Below are 19,166 nucleotides of genomic sequence, written 5' to 3' on the forward strand. Positions count from 1 at the left end.
CTGGGATAATCCCAGTTTTTTATCGATTATTCTTCGAATCCTTCAGTAGCTGTCTCTGGGAAGTTATCACGAACAATCTTAGCACAACGTGCACAGAATTGTGGATAATCTGCATCAGAACCAACATCTGTAGAGATTAGACGACAACGTTCACAAGTGTCACCTTCAGCGTGTTCAACCACGATTGAAACACCGTCGTTAAAGCTTTGTGCATCACTTGGAGCATCTGATAAGTCTTTTACTTCTAGTTGTGAAACCATCAAGATTTGACCAACATTTGTGTGTAGGCTATCTAATAATGATTTAACTTCATCGTTAACAAATAATGATAGTTTAGCTTCAGAAGCCTTACCAATTAGCTTGTTATTTCTAGCTTCTTCCAATGCCTTCAAGACGTCATCTCTGATTTCCATGAACTTGTTCCAGTTAGCTGAAAGTTCATCTGCACCAGGTAAGTCCATTGTTTCAGGCATTTCTGATAATTGAACGAATTCTTCTTTTTCAGATAAGAATGGCCAGATTTCTTCAGCAGTGTGAGGAAGAATTGGTGTGATTAACTTAGTAATTGCAACAGCTGCATTGTATAGAACTGTTTGCATTGATCTTCTTTCTACACTGTCTTCAGCGTAGATGTATAAGATATCCTTAGCGAAATCTAGGTAGAAAGCTGAAAGATCAGCATTGATGAATGAAAGTAGACGACGGTTTAGACTTAAGAAGTCAAAATTATCGTAGTCTGCCTTAATATCTTTTACAAAGTTGTTTAACTTAACCGTCATGTATTGGTCAGCTGACTTCATGTCTGCAAAATCAACACTGTTTTTCTTAGGATCAAAGTCAGAAGTGTTGGCAAGCATGTATCTCATGGTATTTCTAATCTTCTTGTATGAGTCAGAAATCTTAACAAAGTTTTCCATCGATACACGAACATCGGCAGAAGTATCTACAGAAGTTACCCATAGACGCACAATTTCTGCACCCATCTTCTTAATAACTTCATCAGGAGCAATTGTGTTACCAAGTGATTTACTCATCTTGTGGCCTTCGCCATCAAGAGTGAAACCTTGTGATAATAATTGCTTGTATGGAGCCTTACCACTAAATGCAACACTGGTGATTAAACTTGAGTTGAACCATCCACGGTATTGGTCAGAACCTTCTAGGTATAGGTCTGCTGGGTAAGTTAGGTAATCACGTTCGGCACAAACACCTTGATGTGATGAACCTGAATCGAACCAAACATCCATGATGTCGTTTTCCTTAGTAAACTTACCATTTGGTGAATGTTCACTTGTGAATCCTTCAGGTAATAGGTCCTTGGCATCTTTTTCGAACCAAATGTCTGAACCATGTTTTGCGAATAAGTCAGCAACGTGGTCAGTAGTTTCCTTAGTGATGATAGGAGTACCATCTTCACCATAGAAGATTGGTAGTGGAACACCCCAGACACGTTGTCTTGAGATTACCCAGTCACCACGGTCTTTAATCATGTTGTATAGACGTTTCTTACCCCATTCAGGTTTGAATTGAACGTCTTCGATAGCATTTAGAATGTCATCTCTAATCTTATCAACAGAAGCAAACCATTGATCAGTAGCACGGTAAATAACCGGCTTCTTAGTTCTCCAGTCAAATGGGTAACTATGAGTAATTGGTTGGTACTTCAATAATAAGTTCTTTTCTTTTAGCTTGTTTAGAGAAATTTCGTTTGCATCATCGTAGAAGACACCTTCGAAATCAGGACCAGCTTCCTTAGTTAGGTAACCTTGAGCGTCAACATCAACAAAGATGTCTAAACCGTATGATTTACCAACATAGTAGTCATCTTCCCCAAATCCAGGAGCAGTATGAACTAAACCAGTACCAGTATCGATAGTAACGAAATCACCTAGCATGGTTAATAGTTGTCTGTCCATGAATGGATGTTGAGCTAATACGCCTTCTAGTTCTTGACCTCTTACAGTCTTTACGATTTCGTAGTCTTCCCAACCGAACAATTCGGCATCTTTTTCAACTAGTTCTGCAGCTAAAACAAACTTACGATCATCGTTAGCTGGTTTAACAACAGCGTAGTCGAAGCCGGCATCAATTGTGATACCCATTGAAGCAGGAATGGTCCATGGAGTAGTAGTCCATACAACCATGTATGTGTTATCTTCGTCTAAAACACCTTTACCATCGACAACTTTTTCAGCATAGAAAGCTGAAGGTGATTCGATATCATGGTACTCTACTTCTGCTTCAGCTAGAGCTGATTCTGAAGACCATGACCAGATAACTGGCTTCTTACCACGGTAGATTAAGCCTTTTTCAGCCATCTTACCGAATACACGAATTTCAGCAGCTTCAAATTCAGGTTTTAGAGTTAAGTATGGGTTATCCCATTCACCAGTAACACCTAAGCGTTTGAAACCTTCTCTTTGACGATCAACTTGCTTCAAAGCATATTCATGACAAAGTTTTCTGAATTCATTAGTATCCATTTTCTTTCTGTCATAACCTGCTTGAGTAAGCTTTTGTTCGATTGGTAAACCGTGAGTATCCCAACCTGGTACGTAAGGTGCTCTAAATCCGTTCATTGACTTGTATCTTACGATAAAGTCCTTTGAAATCTTGTTTAAAGCGTGTCCCATATGAATGTCACCATTAGCATATGGAGGTCCATCATGAAGAACAAATGATGGTTTTCCTTCGTTTAGTTTTTGTCTCATTTGGTAGACGTGATTGTCTTCCCATGCTTTTTGTCTTTCAACTTCTTTAACAGGCAAGTTTCCACGCATCTTAAACTTGGTCTTACCTAGGTTCAAAGTATCTTTTACACGCATAACACACACTCCCTTTTCAAATTATAAAAAAAAGACTTCATCACAAGGGACGAAGTCTTCCGCGGTACCACCCAAATTAGGACATTAAAAAATAATATCCCATCTTTATTTACTACATTAAAAGAGATTAACCAGAGGTGATCTGCATAGAATGATTTACAACTGACCTCCCACCATTTGTCAGCTCGCTATATTGTTTCGAATTCTAAGCTTTCTATTCTCTATCTCAAGTTATTCAATTGCTTTGAATGAGCCATCAGGATAAATCTTAATAGTTGCATCTGCTGGCATTTCTTTACTTTCAGATTGTACAACTGTTTCCTTAAAATTGTCAAGGTTATTAATTTGTTCATTAACCTTGTCGAAGTTACCGTCAATTCCGGAAATCATTTGATCCCATTCTGGACTGTTAACAAATTGCATTTGGCTTTCAAGTAAAGTTCTGATTTTTTCTCTAAATGATTCAGTTGTCTTTCTTAAATCATCATTTGCAATAAGTAGTGCTTTAGATTGGTTTGAGATATTTTCAACGATGTCTTTAGCCTTTACGCTAGCATCATTCAAAATTTCATCAGCTTGTTTTCTTGATTGTTCAGTTACGCTGTTAGCTTCGTTTTGAGCTTCAACCTTAACCTTATCAGCAGCGTTTTGTGCAATGATAATTGATTGATTTAATGAATCCTTCATACCATTAAAGTATTTTAGTTCATCTTCAGCTTGTTTTAAACGATTCTTCATATCGACATTTTCGGATAAAGTTAATTGGTAATCCTTGATAATACGATCTAAAAATTCGTTTACCTCGTCAATATTGTAACCTCTCATTTTTACAGAAAACTCTTTATTATGAATATCTTGTGGGCTAAGTACCATTGTATCTCTCCTCCAACCTATTTTTTTAATACAGAAATAATGGCTCTATATTTACCTTTTTTGGTTTGACCTTCCTGGCGCTTTATACGAATTCGACCAAATCTTCTAACTGAGACAATATCGTGTGTTGTAATTTCGTAATCAGGTCGACTGTTTACTGCCCAGTTAAGGTGAACCTTTTGATGACTGACTAACTCTTTAGCATCATTTCTAGAAATATTAAATCCTTCAGAGATTAAGTTATCCATTCTAAATGATGATAGAGTCGTCGATTCATCTCTCCATTCATTTTCCGGCGTTATCACGTCAGAAAATTTTGTTTCAATTAGTGAAACCTTGGTTTTACCAACTGAGTTAATTTGCATTTTTAAGAAATCAGCAATTTCTCTTGTACATAATAATTGCCATCTTGTTCCATCAGTTAGAATGTCTCCAATCGTTGACCTTTCAACACCTGAACCTAATAAAGTCCCCAATATCTTACTATGACGTAGTTTTGAGAACTTTACTGGATATCTAATTTCGAATAATTTCACTTGATAATCATCTTCAGATGGTTCGAAGTATTCAGGATATATCAAGCCCCTCTTCATTTCTGAATTAGGATAACCTCCGAAAAAAGCAACAGATAAATCACTGTGACGGTTAACTAAAGTCGTTAAAATATAAACCTGTCTGGGATTTAAAAACTTAGTTAATATTGGACGATACTGATTAATTGATTCATCAATTAAATCTGCACAAGAATCGATGAATGGAACCTCTTCTTTTCTAAAATGTTGTTCAATATTTTTATCCATTTTATCTTAAACGTTCGTTCATTTCTTTTCTGATTTCTCCGTCTACGTAGTAGTTATGTGGAGTGAAAAGAAAGACTAATTCAGAAATTCTCTCAATATTTCCATCAATAGTGAAAACAACTCCATTTAAGAAATCAATAATTCTTCTAGTTGCTTCATCACTAGCAGCATCAAAATTAATGATTACAGCGTTGTTATCGATTAATTTTTGCGCAATTGTTTTTACATCAGCATAAATCTTAGGTTCAAAGACAGAAATTTTACTTCCACGACTTTGACTTGAGTTTTTGCTAATTGAAACTACCTTATCATTGTTCTCCACTTGGGAGTTATCTTCTTCGTAAACGTCTTCGTCTTGATCATAATCAGTACCGAAGAATTTACTAAAACTAAATTTAGCTGTCATTTCAATTCATTCCCTTCAAAGAAATCTAAAAAAAGTTATTAGTTCTTACGACGGAATTTGAAGAATGGAGGTAAATCATCATCGCTTGATTTATCATCTTTTTGATTATCACTTGAGTTGTTAGCATCAAATGGATCAAATTCTTTCTTTTGTACGTTTTCAAAACGTGTATCAGCTGGCTTGCCGCTGTCCGCATTTTCGTCGCTTGTTCTAACGTTACCTTGGTCTTCCTTGTGATGTCTTGGGCTAACTACCTTACCAGGAGTTTCAGAAGTTCTTGATGGACGACCTGCTTGGCCATTTAGCAGTTCTTCTGGACTAGTTTCGATTCCTGTAGCAATTACAGTAACCTTAATTTCGTCGCCTAAGTCTTCATCAATTGAAGTACCGAAGATAATGTTTACATCGCTAGTTGCAGCTTGAGCAACAATATCTGAAGCATCTTGTGCTTCAAATAGTGACATATCTGGACCACCAGTAATGTTTAATAATACTTGTTTTGCACCATCGATTGAAACTTCCAATAATGGTGAAGAAATAGCCTTCTTGGTTGCTTCAGCAGTTCTGTTTTCACCAGTAGCTGTACCAACACCCATAAGTGCTGAACCAGTGTTTTGCATAACAGTCTTAACATCAGCAAAGTCCAAGTTAACGTAACCAGGACTTGTAATTAAGTCTGAAATACCTTGGACACCTTGTCTTAATACGTTGTCAGCTTCTTGGAAAGCCTCCATCATAGGTGTTTTCTTATCAACCATTTCTAGTAGACGGTTGTTGGCAATTACGATTAAAGTATCAACGTTTTCTTTCAATGCTGAAACACCTTCAGCAGCGTATTTAGATCTTCTTGGTCCTTCAAAAGTAAATGGTCTAGTAACAACACCAACAGTTAAGGCACCTGAGTCCTTAGCAATTTTTGCAACGATTGGAGCAGCACCGTTACCAGTACCACCACCCATTCCGGCAGTTACGAATACCATGTCTGCACCTTGAAGTGCTTCTGAAATAGCTTCTTCACTTTCTTCAGCAGCTTTAGTTCCAACTTCTGGATCTGAACCTGCACCTAAACCACGAGTTAGCTTAGGTCCTAATTGGATTTTGGTTTCTGCTTTTGATGTGTTTAATGCTTGAACATCGGTATTTGCAACGATAAATTCAACACCTTTAACATCTTCAGCAATCATACGGTTAACGGCATTACTACCACCGCCACCTACACCAATAACTTTAATTTTTGCGCCTTGGTTTTCAGTAGAATCTAATGAAAATTCCATTTTAACTTCCTCCGTGTACTTCTGTTATTTTATTCGAAAAAGTCTTGATAAAAGCGTTTAAGTCTTCCCTTAGTGCTTTTAGCTAGTTTTGATTTTGACTTTTTAGGTTTACTTGGTTGTTGTGGTTGATTATCTTGTTGAATGTAATCAGATGAGTTATCGATTACATCATCACCATAATCATTACCAATGAAATCATCATTGGATTGAGTGTTGTTCACTACAGTTTTGCCCTCTAGTGATGATCTTACTAACACTTGAATTTCACTCATGTTAGCACGATAAGTTACTAGTGACAATGGAAGTGAAAATGATGGATGTCTTAATCCCATTTGATCTGGAATGTAGACTCTAACGTTAGTATCAAATCTATCGGCTGCTAATTCTGAGATTCCAGGTAAAGCTGCAACTCCACCAGTTAAAACAATCCCACCAGGTAGGTTTAAAGCAGAAATACTGCTTAAACTCTTGTACATTCTAGTGAAGATTTGATCCACTCTAGCTTGAATGATTTCAGCTAAGTATTTTTCAGAAATTCTAACTGGTTGGCTTTGACCAACAACTTCGATTGGAAATTCATTACTTTCTGAAGCTTCTATTTCATCAGCGTAACCATAATCACGTTTGACCTTTTCGGCACTTTCCAATGAAGTATTTAGCACAACAGAGATGTCTTTAGTAATGTATTCCCCACCTTCACTATCTACAGTAGTGAATTTTAGTTGGTGATCATGAACAACAGAAGCAGTTGTTTGGCCACCACCTAAATCAATAAGAACAGTTCCGAAGTCTTGTTCACCATCATCTAGGATAGTCATGCCTTGTGCTAATGGCATGTTGATGATTGAAGATGGATTTAATCCAGCTCTTTGAACAGCTTTTCTAATATTATGAATAATAGTCTTTGGTCCGGTAATGATGCGACCCTTCATTTCAAGTCTGACACCAACCATACCTCTTGGGTCCTTAATACCATCAAATCCATCAACGATGAATTCGTCAGCTAAGGTATCCATAATTTCTCTTTCTGGTGGTAGATTTTTAATCATTGCAGATACAGTAACGTTCTTAACGTCTTCATCTGAAATTTCTCTTGATTGATCTGAGATAGCAACCATACCGCTGCATGGTTCAATCTTTAATTGGTTGGCAGGAATACCAACGATTACATCATGAATCTGAATACCAGCTTTTTCTTCTGCCTGGTTAACAGCTCTTCTAATTGATTCAGAAGCCTTGTCAATATCAACGATGATGCCTCGACTAACACCTTCTGAACGTTCATTTCCTAAACCTAAAACGTTCATTTGGCCTTTTACCTTTTCGGCAACAATCACTTTAATTGACGTAGTTCCAATATCCAATCCAACATACATTTCTGAATTCATTATCTAAGGGAACCTCCAATTAAGCATAATTATTCTTAGATACTCTATTTTATATTTAAGTTAGTTATAAGTTAATTTTAACACAAGAGCAGACAACTCTAAAGAACCATTATTAGTTTCTTTTTTTAGTTGTCGCTGTTGTTTTCTTAGCATCCTTATTTAGCGTTTCATTTAGCTTGATTTTAGTGTTTGTTTTAGCGGGAGTTTTGCTACTTTTTTTCTCATCATTGATTGGGAATGAGTATGCACCAACCTCTAAATTAATAACACTTTTTGTCTTTAACTGAGTAGCAATCGAGCGATAAAATCCCATCTTATAATTAAAATCGTGCAATAAGATAATAACTCGATTACCATCTCTCATGTAAACGTGTAGTTCATCTGTGTACACCTTAGTTGGTGAGTATGAAATCACACGAACGTTGTCTCTAACGTCTTTAGGGAGCTTCAAATACTTTTCAATCATTGATTTTAATAATGATTGATTATTAAATTTTACTATATAGGGCATCTTAGAATCATTAGGATTCTTTACAGCAATATTAGTAACCTTTCCATTTTCTAATATTAGATACTGCTTGTTGCCACGAGTTTCATAGCCGATTTCTTTATATGGTGAAACTTCAACAGAAAGATGATTAAATCCCGTAAATTTAAAATCTAACGATTTAACGCGATGATCATCATTAACGACTCTTTGGTTAATATTGTTTTTATGACCAATAACTTTAAAAATACTGTCCCCTTCATCTAACTGAAGTTCTCTCTTGATTTCTTTTTGAGAGATATACCCATTTCCTTTAATGCTAATACTACTAATTTGACTTAAAGGAGAAACCAAATAAATCAAAATTAATAATAGAACGACTAATGGAATGATGATATATGAAGAAGATTTCATTTTGTTTCTTCTCTTTTGCTTATGCAATTCAACAAAATCATCGGATATTCTTGAAGTCCTATTCGAGGATTTTTTTGAGGAAAATAATTTAGACTTCATGGTAGAGTTCCTCCATTAATGACAAATTGATTTTGCAACTTCCAACAGACGACTTGCGGCATCACGACAACCCATTTTTCTTGAGTTCTCAGCCATTTCATTTCTCTTTTCTTTATCATTCATGATAAAGTCAGAATTTTCAATCAATGTTTTAGCATTTAAATCATTTTCAGTAATGATTAAAGCGGCATCGTTCTTAACCAAACTTAATGCATTCTTAGTTTGATGGTCAGCAGTAACGTATGGACTTGGAATTAAAACTGATGGAATTCCAAGTGCGGTAATTTCGGCTAAACTAGTAGCACCCGCTCTACCAACAATTGCATCAACCTTTGGTAATACATTTGGCATGTCAGCAATGTAATCCTTAATGACAACATTGTCATTGATTTTTTGCCCCTTTAATTGTTCCATCACATCGTCATAACGTTTTTTACCAGTAACGAATACCACTTGATAATTCTTTTCGTTATATTGACGAATACTTTCGCAAACAACTTTGTTAATCTTCAATGCACCTTGACTACCACCGAAGATTAAAAGTGTTGGGACATCATTTTTTAATCCATATTGATCCCAAGAAAAATCTGACTTTAGATTAGCAACTTGTTGGGCACGTGGGTTACCAGTGTATACCGTCTTTTCCTTTGGAAATTGACTGATAGCATCTTCGAATCCAACTGCAATCTTATCAACGTGTTTGCTTAGGAAACGGTTGGTTAAACCAACCACGCTATTTTGTTCGTGAATCATTGTAGGTATCTTCATTTGTGATGCGGCATATACAACGGCACCAGAAACGTATCCACCAGTTCCAATCACGATATCTGGTTTAAATTTCTTAATTAACTTCTTTGATTTATGTAGACTCTTTAAAAACAAACTAACAGTTTTTACGTTGTATAAAGAAAGAGAACGTTTGAATCCTTGGATTTCTAATTCTTCAAAAGCAATGTTGTGCTTTGGAACGATATCCTTTTCCAAGCCTCTAGTTGATCCAACGTATAAAACTTCAGCATCGGGATCAACTCTGCGAAGTTCTTCAATTAATGCTAGTGCAGGATAGATGTGGCCACCGGTTCCTCCACCTGAAATCATTAGTCTCATTAGTTTTCTTCCTTTCTACCTGTTTTTTGTTCTACTAGTTGGATGAATTCGTCCCCTCTTTGTTCAAAGGTATCATATTGATCCCAACTAGCGTTAGCTGGAGACAATAGAACAATATCTCCTTCATCACTCATTGACCAAGCTTCGTCAACTGCTTCTTTCATGTTGTTAACAATCTTGATATTTTTAACACCGGCCTTTTTAGCAGTGTCAGCTAGTAAGTCCTTGGTTTCCCCAAACAAAGTGATTGCCTTAACATGATCTGAAAAATCTTTTTCCAACTTTTCAAAGGTGTATCCACGATCTAATCCACCGGCAATTAAAACAACGTTATCTTTAAAACTTCTTAAAGCAACTTGAGTTGCTTCAATGTCGGTTGCTTTTGAATCATTGTAGAACTTTCTACCATCAGCAGTTAATACATATTGCACACGGTGTCTGACACCACCAAATGTGCTCAATGCTTTCTTAATTGCAGAATTGCTCTTACCCATAATTTTGGCAACAGCGATGGCTGCTAATGCATTTTGAACGTTTTGTTGTCCAGGAACTCGGATTTCATCGACATTCATAACAAATTCATCTTTAAAGAAGATTTGTTCATCCTTCACGTATGCACCGTCAGTATTTATTGCATCGTATGAGAAAGGAACTACCTTGGCCTTACTACGTTTGCTTAGTTCACGCCATTCTTCATTATCAAAGTTCACGACGAAAAAGTCGTTTTCATTTTGATTTTCAGTAATGCGCATCTTGGCATTAACGTAGTTTTCTCTGGTCTTATGGTAGTCAAGATGATTAGAGAAGACGTTGTTTAAAACGGCAATGTGTGGATGTAATGTCTTAATCCCCACTAACATGAAACTAGATAGTTCTAAGACGATATCATCATCCTTAGTTGCCTTAGTGGTAACAGTACTTGCTGGAACCCCAATGTTTCCGGCAACGTATGAATGACCGCTTGTTCTTTCTTCGTTTAGGATGTCATTAATCATAGTTGAAACAGTTGTTTTACCATTACTACCAGTAACTCCCACGATTGGTGCTTCACTGATTTGACTGGCAATTTCAACCTCAACGGTGATTTCAATATTTCTTTTAATTGCTTCCTTAATTAATTCATTATCGTAGAAAATTCCAGGGTTCTTGACGATTAGATCAAAATTGTAATCATCTAAAATCTTTGGACTTTGTTTAGCATCAATTACCTCAACGCCATTTTGTTCTAAACCTTCTTTTACGTCCGATTTCAAAGGATTAGCGTCATTTAACCAAACGTTAGCGTTTAATTTTTTTAATAATTTAGCTGCATTGATTCCACTCATTCCAGCACCTAAGACTAAAATATTTTTATTTTGATAATCGTCAATATTTTTCATAATTCATGCTCCCAAAAATATTATTATAAAATAATTGATAAAACTCCGGTAATTGCCAAAATAGCACCTGCAGACCAGAAGACAATATCAATCTTCCATTCTGACCAACCTAACATTTCAAAATGGTGGTGAATTGGTGACATTAAGAACACTCTCTTACCAGTAAGTTTAAATGATGTAACTTGAATCATTACACTTAATGTTTCCAATACAAACATAAATCCAATCCAAATCAATGAAAGTTCATGATGGACTAGGATTGATACAGCAGCTAATGAACCACCTAGTGCTAATGATCCCATGTCACCCATGAAGATTTTAGCTGGCTTGTGGTTAAATACCATAAATGCTGATAAAGCACCAACAACAGCAAAACAAAAGATGGCAACATCCATTTGGTGTTGTACTAATGCAACTATTGCATATGCTAAAAAGGCAATGATTGATAATCCACTAACTAGTCCGTCTAAACCATCAGTTAAGTTAACTGCGTTTGAGAAACCAGTTAGGTAGAAGATGATGAAAATTGCATAGAACCAACCTAGGTGTAAGTCACCCATGAATGGAATCTTTAATGCCAATGGGAAGTGTTTAGCGTAAACAACGGTGAAAATTAATCCACCAACAATTTGTCCACCTAATTTTTGCCATGCTTTTAGACCTTCATTTTGACGTCTAAATAACTTAATGCTGTCGTCCCACATTCCTAATAATCCATATAACACTAAGATAAACAATAGGATTAATAGCGTTGGATTCATCATGTGAGCAACCCCACCACTAATTAGTGATGCAATAATAATTGCAATGATGAAAAGAAGACCCCCCATTGTAGGTGTTCCTGATTTCTTTTCATGCCACTTAGGACCTTCTTCCCTAATCATTTGGCCTTCGTGCTTTCTTCTGAAGTAGCCAATTAGAGATGGCATAAAGATTAATGTAATTAAAAAACTAATTATGATTGGTAAAACAATATTCATAAACATCCTGATTTCAATCCCCTATTTAAATTTTATGGTTACCTTGGTTCCACCATCTAGACTTGCCCCTGGTTTAACAGATTGTTTGTATGCATAACCATCACCATCAAGCTCAGAATCAATACCGGCCATTCGACAGTAAGTGGCAACATCATATCTAGACCAGCCTTTTAGGTTAGCCATTGTCTTACTACCATTGGTTTGAACGATTACCATACGATTCTTTGAAACTTTTTCGTTGGCATCAATTGATTGATCTAACACTTTATCCCCGTCACCAACAATTGCGTATTTCAAGCCGGCAGCTTTTAGTTTTTCTTTTGCTTCACTGGTTGATTTACCAGTGATGTTTGGAACCTTTAGACTATTATCATTTTCAGCATTTACGTTTTCTTCCAATGCTAATCTCATTACTGGATTGAAGATTTCAGCCATTAGTTGTGAAGCTGTCTTCGTACCAGTTAAATGAGGTTGCTTCATTGTTATATATAAGATGTATTTTGGATTATTTGCTGGTGCAATTCCGGCAACTGAATATAGGTAACTATCATCACCAGATTCATATCCTGATTTACCATCACTGACTTGGGCAGTACCAGTCTTGGCGGCAATCTTGTAGCCAGGAATCTTGTACGCTCCACCAATACCATATGATTTGTAAACTACATCTTCCATATGTTGAATAACTTGTTTAGCTGTGTTTGAGGTAATTGGATGGCCAACTACCTTCTTTGGAAATGACTTAATGACTTTCTTAGTCTTTGGATCCACAATCTTTGTAACAAGTCTTGGTTGTAACATTGTACCACCGTTAGCAATTGAAGTTAAAGCTCTCATCATTTGCATTGCATTAACTTGAATACCTTGACCAAAAGCTGTATTAGCTTGTTCGATTGGGTAGTTGAATTGAACGCTTCCTGTTTCTTCTCCAGGGAAACCTAGATTAGTTGAAGTAAAGAATTGGAATCTGCTCATGTAATTGCGCCAAGTCTTGGCACCCATTTGTTGTTCTAGATGAGCCATGGCAACGTTACTTGATAGCGCAAACCCTTTATTATAGGTAATGTTTCCCCAACCGTTAGTATTCCAATCGGGAACAATCTTACCGTCAACTAAGTATTTACCAGAATGATATGTGGCATTTCCATTATAGTGACCACTATTGATAGAAGACGCTACAGTGAAAATCTTCATTGTTGAACCTGGTTCGTATGAATCTTGGATCAACGTATTACGCCAAATGTTGCTTAGTCCTTGCTTAGTAGTAGCGTTAAACGTTGGACGTTGAGTAGCAGCTAAAATATCACCTGTCTTAGCATTCATCAAGACGGCGTTCATTGTCTTTGGATGAACCTGGTTGTAAACACTGGTCATTTCAGTTTCTAGTAATGATTGAAGACGATAATCCAAGGTAGTGTATACGTCATCACCATTCTTGGCTGGCTTATTGACGCTTTGACCGTTATCGACCTCTACCCCAGCATTATTTAGTTGGCTGGTCTTGTATCCGTTCTTACCAGTTAATAGTTCGTTATATACTTTTTCGATTCCCATTTGACCAGTTAAAGATACTTTACTTTTACTGGAATCGGAATTAGCGGAAGCATATCCAATGATGTGAGAAGCAAAGACACCGTTTGGATATAATCTTGAAGGTTGTTGTAAGAAGTTCAAACCAGAAATGTGGTATGAATCTAATTTTTGTTTTTGAGTTAACGAAATGTTAGTACCCGCTGAACCAAATTCCACTTGGAAAGCATTGGTATTTGGAGAAAGATCTTTCAATGCTTGATTATAAGAAATTGGCAAAACAGAAGAAATGGCTTTAGCAGCCTTTTTCTTGTCTGTGATGTACATTGGTTTGTTATCCAATCCAACCTGTTTCTTATTCAAAATTGCATACATAGTATAAACGTTAGTATCTTCAGCAAGAGGTTGCCCATTAGCATCGTAAATAGTTCCTCGCTTAGCAGAAATAACGTTACTTTGGGTATACAAACTCTTAGCCATTTCGCTTAGATTGTACCCACCAACGTTTTTAAATACTGATACATATGTAAATCTCAATACCATACACAAAAAAACGCCTAGACATAGCAATAGTAAAAATTGTCCATAGCGGCTACGGTTTTCTCGGCGTTTTTTTTGTTTGTTCCGATTATTTAATTTATTCATTTGCTAACATTCCTTACGTTTTTATTGGACAAAGATAAATCGGCTTGTTTAGCAATTTTTTGTAGACGATTTCCGCTTTGAAGTTCACTAACTTCTTGTTTTAGTGTACTGTTATCATCTTTAACCTTGCCTAATAAATTAGTTGTTACTTGAAGTTCTTCGGCATGGTTACCTAGTGAGATCTTTTCACCAACTAAACCAACCATCAAAAAGAATACAAGTGAACATCCCAATATTACAACAGTTTTTTCAAATTTTGACAATCCAAGTCTTACATTTGATTTTACTTCTGGATTTTGTTGTTTTTGTTGTTCCCCTGCGGAGTAATAACCAGGGGTAGCGTATACGCTATTAGCTAGATTATTTTGTGCCATCAGATTAACTCTTCTCTCTATTATTTATTAATTCTCTCAATAACTCTCAATTTTGCACTGTGCGAACGATGATTATCTCTCAGTTCATCATCACTCGGTAGTATTGGTTTTCTATTAATTAGTTTGTAATCAGGTTTCATGTTATCTGGAATAATCGGTAAACCACTTGGTAAATCTTCAATTGTGGTCTTTTCCTTAAACATTGTCTTAACTAATCGATCTTCTAATGATTGGAACGTAATTACACTTACTCTTCCATTTACATCAATTAAATCGATTGCCTTTTCCAATGATTCTTCCAACGCACCTAACTCGTCGTTGACGGCAATTCTCAATGCCTGAAAGACTTTCTTAGCAGGATGTCCACCGTGGCGTCTTGCCGCAGCTGGAATTCCTCCCTTAATTACGTCAACAAGTTGTTCGGTTGTATCAATTGAATGGTTTTCTCGGTTCCTTTCAATTGCTCTGGCAACTTGCTTAGAAAATTTTTCTTCCCCATAACGGAAGAAAATCTTCACTAACTTTTCGTATGGCCATTCATTAACGATTTTCCATGCATCTAGTGGATTTCTCTGATCCATTCGCATATCCAGTCTAGCATCGTGTTGATAACTAAAGCCTCTACTTGCGTCATCAAACTGTGGAGATGAAACCCCTAAGTCATATAAAATGCCATCCACTGATTGAATGCCTAATTTGTTCATTTCTTCTTGAATGTATCTAAAGTTGCTTCTAACAAAGGTAACCTTATTTTCTTCTATGTATTGCTTGAGGTTAGTTTTGTTATATTCGATTGCCACTTCATCTTGATCGAATGAGTAAAGATGACCAGATGTTAATTGTGACAAAATTCGGGCACTATGGCCTCCCCCACCGAGGGTACAATCGATATAAACACCGTCTGGTTTAATATTTAGTCCGTCAACTGCTTCTTTAAGTAGTACAGTTTCATGATGAAATTCTGTCATAATTAGTCACCTTCTTTTCTAAAAATCAATTAAGTCTTCAGCAATATCGTCGAACTCTTCACCAGCAGTTGCTGAGAATTCGTCCCACTTTTCCTTGCTCCAGATTTCAATTCTTGTGGAAACTCCCACAATCACACATTTCTTTTCGATACCTGCATAGTTAATCAAAGTATCTGGAATGTTAATTCTTCCTTGGCTATCAACCTTGCTTTCATCAGCAGCTGAAAATAGAAAACGAGAAAAGTATCTTGCTGACTTCTTACTTACAGGAAGTTGATTAATCTTTTCTTGAACCTTTTTCCATTCATCCATAGGATAGCCGAATAAACATCCATCGAGGCCACGTGTGATGATGAAGTTAGCACCTATTTCTGATCTAATCTTGGAAGGAATGATCAAGCGCCCTTTTGAATCTATTGAATGTTCATATTCACCCATTAACACGCTTCTTCACTCCTTCCAATTTATATTACCTTGATTTTACCACTATCCACCACTTCGTACCACCTTATTATTAAATTTCTTCCAACATGTACTAATTTTCACCACATTTAGATTAAAATATACTAATTTTAGGCAATAAAAAAAGAGCTACCAACGTTGGTAGCTCTAGGTTTTAAAGCGTTTTTGCTGCAATTATCAAAATGGTGGAGGGCCAGACCACAAAAAAGTAGATTATTGAGAATCTCCACCAAAATTTGTAGAAAATCCCCACTTTGGCATTACTACGTGTTAATAAATAGTAGATTGCGTAGATAATCCCAATGATAACAAGCCCCAACCACACATATGGTAAGAATGATTGATCGTGTTTATCCAGTGATAATTGGTAGATATAATAACTCATGATTATTGGAAAGAAATCGCTCGCTCTAATCGAAATCTTATAAAGTTTGCTAATAATTTTTTTGATGATATTGAACAGTAAAGAAAATAGAAATAAGAATACCACCTGTACTAATATCATGGTCAAAAATCCAAACGGAGAAATAAGAATCACCTCAATATGAATTAGTTTGCATTATTCGCTTATGAACTGTAAACTTTAAAATATATTATTAATTGCGGAAAGTGGTGTTAATAATGGCTAAGAAAAAGAAATCCAGATTTCAAATCATTACCATGATTTTTGTCTGGTTAATGATTATCTCAACTGTTGGCGGTTTAGTACTAGGTGCTGCCTTCCAACTATTTGAAAACTAATAAAAATGGAACCTATCAAAATGATGGGTTCCATTTTTTAGTCATTATCAGGTTGTTTATAAACCTCTCTTGGTTTACTTCCTTCCTGAGGGCCAATGTAACCACGTTGCTCTAAGTCATCAATAATTCTAGCCGCACGATTATAACCGATTCTAAAATTACGTTGTAGTAATGATGTACTAGCCTTTTGTTCCTTTACAACAAAGGCTAGTGCGTCATCAAACAAATCATCTTGGTCTTCATTTTCTTCATCAACCTTGATTTCTTCATCCGTAACAATCATATTATCGTCGTAATCGGCAGGTTGTTGTTCCTTAATATAATCTACCACATTTTCAACATCTTGATCAGATATAAATGCACCTTGCACACGGCTTGGCTTATTCTTGTCGATTGGTAGGTATAACATATCCCCACGACCTAATAGTTTTTCAGCACCATTAGTATCTAGGATGGTTCTAGAATCGATTCCACTTGAAACCGCGAAAGCAATTCTAGATGGAACATTAGACTTAATTAAACCAGTAATAACATCAACTGATGGACGTTGAGTTGCTAAAATCATGTGGATCCCGGCAGCACGTCCCATTTGGGCCAATCGAATAATGGCGCCCTCAACGTCATTGGAAACTGTCATCATTAAGTCGGCCAATTCATCAACAACTACTACAATATACGGAAGTGTTTTTAAATCGCCACGTTCTTCTTCGGTCATCCCTTTTACATATTCATTAAAAGTACTAATCTTTCTTTGATTATGCTTAGCAAACAAGTCATATCTGTGTTCCATTTCTGCGACAACCTTGTTAAGAGCTCTTGCAGCCTTCTTTGGTTCAGAAACAACTGGTGAAAGCAAATGTGGAATGCCATTGTAAATTCCCAATTCAACCTTCTTAGGATCGATTAGCATCATCTTAACTTCACTTGGTTTGGCATTCATTAAAATGCTAGTAATAATTCCGTTGATGGCAACGGACTTACCACTACCAGTGGAACCAGCAATTAGCAAGTGTGGCAACTTAGTTAAGTCAGTTGTAATAACATCCCCACTAACGTTTCTTCCCAATGGAACCGTCAATAAGCCATGTTTAGATTGTTGAGAAGTCTTAACGACATCCTTAAATGACACCATTGCAACCTTTTTATTTGGTACTTCAATTCCGATTAATGACTTACCAGGAATTGGTGCTTCAATACGAATATCCTTAGCAGCCAGTGCTAATGCTAGGTCATCTGCTAAATTAACAATCTTGCTAACTTTAACACCGATTGCAGGATGTAATTCGTATTCGGTAACTGAAGGTCCCAGATTAACGTTTTTAATTTCGGCATCCACGCCAAAACTATTCAACGTCTTCTTCAATACGGTTGTGTTGTGATCGATATTCTTAACTTCATCTTTTTGATCACTTCTAGCCACATCAGATAATAAACCGATTGGTGGCAGTTGATAGTTAGTGTCATCAATATCTTTAATATCAATTCCCTTACTATTGTCTTCTGTGTGACCATTGATAATTTCAGATAGCTTTGGTTTATTTCTAGTATCCTCATTGTAGTCATCTGCTGACTTAAAGTTTGAACGATCTAGGTTCGCTTCTGGTTTACTCTTTACATCTGGCTTGTCAGTATCATTGTCCATCCAACCCGAAAACTTGATGTTTGGTTTTTCTTCTTGTGATGATGAATGCTGTCTTCTTTTGACTCTGGACATTGAATCATCGTCTTTGTAGTCATCATCTTCAGCATCTTTTTTAGCTTGATTTTCTTCTAAACGGCGTTGCTTACGCTTTTCAATCGCTGAACCAAGCTTGTCTGATGATTCTTCCGAATATTTTCTAACGTTATCCATCACCTTATTCATTGGAACGTTAAAGAAAACAACCAATCCAATTATCATCATAATAATTGATAAAATTTCTGATCCAAGAATAGAAACCAGAAAGTCAAATACTACCAATAAGCATGCACCAATCATTCCACCACCGACAGATGATGCGTCAGTTAGGTGAATGAAATCGTAGCTAAGTGAAGATAATGTCTTTGAGATGAAGGCACTGTCTTTACTGCCAGAGAACAATAATGCTGACATAAACAGTGTTAAGCCAAGATAAAAGATGGTTCCACCAATTATCCAACGCTTATTGTATTCCAGCTTTGGTCCCTTAATTAGGTAGATAAAACCGACTACTAGTGCAATCAATAATCCAAATAGACTACTATCCCCAATAAAGAATCTAACGATATTATCGAAAGTGATTCCTAAAAAGCCTAATTTAAACAAACTGAATGCACTAACCAAAATCATAACAAATCCAATAATATGATTTTGATACTTGCTATCGATATTAAATAATTTGGCATTAGTGGTTGATTTTTTCTTTTTACGCGCGCTTGTTTTTCTCTTTGCCAAA

The 19,166-nt window shown here is 36.2% G+C and carries 17 protein-coding genes; 1 reads left to right on the top strand and 16 read right to left on the bottom strand.

The annotated features are described in order from the left end of the window. Positions 1-26: 26 nt before the first annotated feature. From ileS to K5Q07_RS06875, 15 genes are all read right to left on the bottom strand, one after another. Positions 27-2,825 carry an isoleucine--tRNA ligase gene (gene ileS / locus K5Q07_RS04295; RefSeq protein WP_220729832.1) on the bottom strand — a complete coding sequence of 933 codons (2,799 nt, stop codon included), beginning with the start codon at positions 2,823-2,825 and terminating at the stop codon, positions 27-29. 231 nt (positions 2,826-3,056) lie between these two features. Then, the gene (locus tag K5Q07_RS04300; protein WP_220729834.1) at positions 3,057-3,698 is read right to left on the bottom strand and encodes a DivIVA domain-containing protein; all 642 of its coding nucleotides are present in this window, start codon (positions 3,696-3,698) and stop codon (positions 3,057-3,059) included. Between the two features lie 17 nt (positions 3,699-3,715). Beyond that, entirely contained in the window at positions 3,716-4,498 is a 783-nt protein-coding gene (locus K5Q07_RS04305) for a YlmH family RNA-binding protein (RefSeq protein WP_220729836.1), read from the bottom strand. Between the two features lies 1 nt (position 4,499). Beyond that, on the bottom strand, positions 4,500-4,904 hold the full coding sequence (locus K5Q07_RS04310) for a cell division protein SepF (protein ID WP_220729838.1): 405 nt from the start codon (positions 4,902-4,904) through the stop codon (positions 4,500-4,502). 38 nt (positions 4,905-4,942) lie between these two features. Then, positions 4,943-6,178 (bottom strand): cell division protein FtsZ, encoded by a 1,236-nt coding sequence (gene ftsZ, locus K5Q07_RS04315; protein ID WP_220729840.1) that lies wholly within the window; start codon positions 6,176-6,178, stop codon positions 4,943-4,945. A 29-nt stretch (positions 6,179-6,207) separates the two neighbouring features. Then, positions 6,208-7,569, bottom strand: coding sequence for a cell division protein FtsA (gene ftsA / locus K5Q07_RS04320; RefSeq protein WP_220729896.1), 1,362 nt, complete (start codon positions 7,567-7,569; stop codon positions 6,208-6,210). Positions 7,570-7,678: 109 nt separating this feature from the next. Next, complete coding sequence (locus tag K5Q07_RS04325) at positions 7,679-8,566, bottom strand: cell division protein FtsQ/DivIB (protein WP_220729842.1); 888 nt, start codon at positions 8,564-8,566, stop codon at positions 7,679-7,681. 15 nt (positions 8,567-8,581) lie between these two features. Next, positions 8,582-9,673: an undecaprenyldiphospho-muramoylpentapeptide beta-N-acetylglucosaminyltransferase gene (gene murG / locus K5Q07_RS04330; protein WP_220729844.1), complete on the bottom strand. Its 1,092-nt coding sequence runs from the start codon at positions 9,671-9,673 to the stop codon at positions 8,582-8,584. After that, entirely contained in the window at positions 9,673-11,052 is a 1,380-nt protein-coding gene (gene murD, locus K5Q07_RS04335) for a UDP-N-acetylmuramoyl-L-alanine--D-glutamate ligase (protein ID WP_220729846.1), read from the bottom strand. Before murD ends, murG begins: the two co-directional genes overlap by 1 nt. Before the next feature lie 23 nt (positions 11,053-11,075). Beyond that, a complete protein-coding gene (mraY, locus tag K5Q07_RS04340; protein WP_220729848.1) occupies positions 11,076-12,032 on the bottom strand; it encodes a phospho-N-acetylmuramoyl-pentapeptide-transferase in 957 nt (318 codons plus the stop codon). A gap of 21 nt (positions 12,033-12,053) precedes the next feature. Continuing rightward, positions 12,054-14,207: a penicillin-binding transpeptidase domain-containing protein gene (locus K5Q07_RS04345; RefSeq protein WP_220729850.1), complete on the bottom strand. Its 2,154-nt coding sequence runs from the start codon at positions 14,205-14,207 to the stop codon at positions 12,054-12,056. Beyond that, the gene (locus tag K5Q07_RS04350; protein WP_220729852.1) at positions 14,204-14,581 is read right to left on the bottom strand and encodes a cell division protein FtsL; all 378 of its coding nucleotides are present in this window, start codon (positions 14,579-14,581) and stop codon (positions 14,204-14,206) included. The genes K5Q07_RS04345 and K5Q07_RS04350 overlap by 4 nt, the downstream gene beginning before the upstream one ends. Positions 14,582-14,601: 20 nt before the next feature. Continuing rightward, positions 14,602-15,549, bottom strand: coding sequence for a 16S rRNA (cytosine(1402)-N(4))-methyltransferase RsmH (rsmH, locus tag K5Q07_RS04355; protein WP_220729853.1), 948 nt, complete (start codon positions 15,547-15,549; stop codon positions 14,602-14,604). A gap of 18 nt (positions 15,550-15,567) precedes the next feature. Further along, positions 15,568-15,993, bottom strand: a complete 426-nt coding sequence (gene mraZ / locus K5Q07_RS04360; RefSeq protein WP_034531808.1) for a division/cell wall cluster transcriptional repressor MraZ — start codon at positions 15,991-15,993, stop codon at positions 15,568-15,570. Between the two features lie 172 nt (positions 15,994-16,165). Further along, a complete protein-coding gene (locus tag K5Q07_RS06875; RefSeq protein WP_220729855.1) occupies positions 16,166-16,516 on the bottom strand; it encodes a DUF3397 family protein in 351 nt (116 codons plus the stop codon). 116 nt (positions 16,517-16,632) lie between these two features. Here K5Q07_RS06875 and K5Q07_RS04370 point away from each other — a divergent pair, with 116 nt between their 5' ends. Beyond that, positions 16,633-16,752, top strand: coding sequence for a DUF4044 domain-containing protein (locus K5Q07_RS04370; RefSeq protein ID WP_080695541.1), 120 nt, complete (start codon positions 16,633-16,635; stop codon positions 16,750-16,752). 37 nt (positions 16,753-16,789) lie between these two features. On the opposite strand, the gene K5Q07_RS04375 is transcribed toward K5Q07_RS04370, so the two are convergent. Next, a complete protein-coding gene (locus tag K5Q07_RS04375; RefSeq protein ID WP_220729856.1) occupies positions 16,790-19,165 on the bottom strand; it encodes a DNA translocase FtsK in 2,376 nt (791 codons plus the stop codon). Between the last annotated feature and the right edge of the window lies 1 nt (position 19,166).

Source organism: Apilactobacillus zhangqiuensis (assembly GCF_019656215.1).
Classification (GTDB): domain Bacteria; phylum Bacillota; class Bacilli; order Lactobacillales; family Lactobacillaceae; genus Apilactobacillus; species Apilactobacillus zhangqiuensis.

Bases quoted from the DNA above. Each gene is read 5' to 3' on its own strand.
- ileS (WP_220729832.1), bottom strand. From the start codon at position 2,825: ATGCGTGTAAAAGATACTTTGAACCTAGGTAAGACCAAGTTTAAGATG.
- K5Q07_RS04300 (WP_220729834.1), bottom strand. From the start codon at position 3,698: ATGGTACTTAGCCCACAAGATATTCATAATAAAGAGTTTTCTGTAAAA.
- K5Q07_RS04305 (WP_220729836.1), bottom strand. From the start codon at position 4,498: ATGGATAAAAATATTGAACAACATTTTAGAAAAGAAGAGGTTCCATTC.
- K5Q07_RS04310 (WP_220729838.1), bottom strand. From the start codon at position 4,904: ATGACAGCTAAATTTAGTTTTAGTAAATTCTTCGGTACTGATTATGAT.
- ftsZ (WP_220729840.1), bottom strand. From the start codon at position 6,178: ATGGAATTTTCATTAGATTCTACTGAAAACCAAGGCGCAAAAATTAAA.
- K5Q07_RS04325 (WP_220729842.1), bottom strand. From the start codon at position 8,566: ATGAAGTCTAAATTATTTTCCTCAAAAAAATCCTCGAATAGGACTTCA.
- murG (WP_220729844.1), bottom strand. From the start codon at position 9,673: ATGAGACTAATGATTTCAGGTGGAGGAACCGGTGGCCACATCTATCCT.
- murD (WP_220729846.1), bottom strand. From the start codon at position 11,052: ATGAAAAATATTGACGATTATCAAAATAAAAATATTTTAGTCTTAGGT.
- mraY (WP_220729848.1), bottom strand. From the start codon at position 12,032: ATGAATATTGTTTTACCAATCATAATTAGTTTTTTAATTACATTAATC.
- K5Q07_RS04345 (WP_220729850.1), bottom strand. From the start codon at position 14,207: ATGAATAAATTAAATAATCGGAACAAACAAAAAAAACGCCGAGAAAAC.
- K5Q07_RS04350 (WP_220729852.1), bottom strand. From the start codon at position 14,581: ATGGCACAAAATAATCTAGCTAATAGCGTATACGCTACCCCTGGTTAT.
- rsmH (WP_220729853.1), bottom strand. From the start codon at position 15,549: ATGACAGAATTTCATCATGAAACTGTACTACTTAAAGAAGCAGTTGAC.
- K5Q07_RS06875 (WP_220729855.1), bottom strand. From the start codon at position 16,516: ATGATATTAGTACAGGTGGTATTCTTATTTCTATTTTCTTTACTGTTC.
- K5Q07_RS04370 (WP_080695541.1), top strand. From the start codon at position 16,633: ATGGCTAAGAAAAAGAAATCCAGATTTCAAATCATTACCATGATTTTT.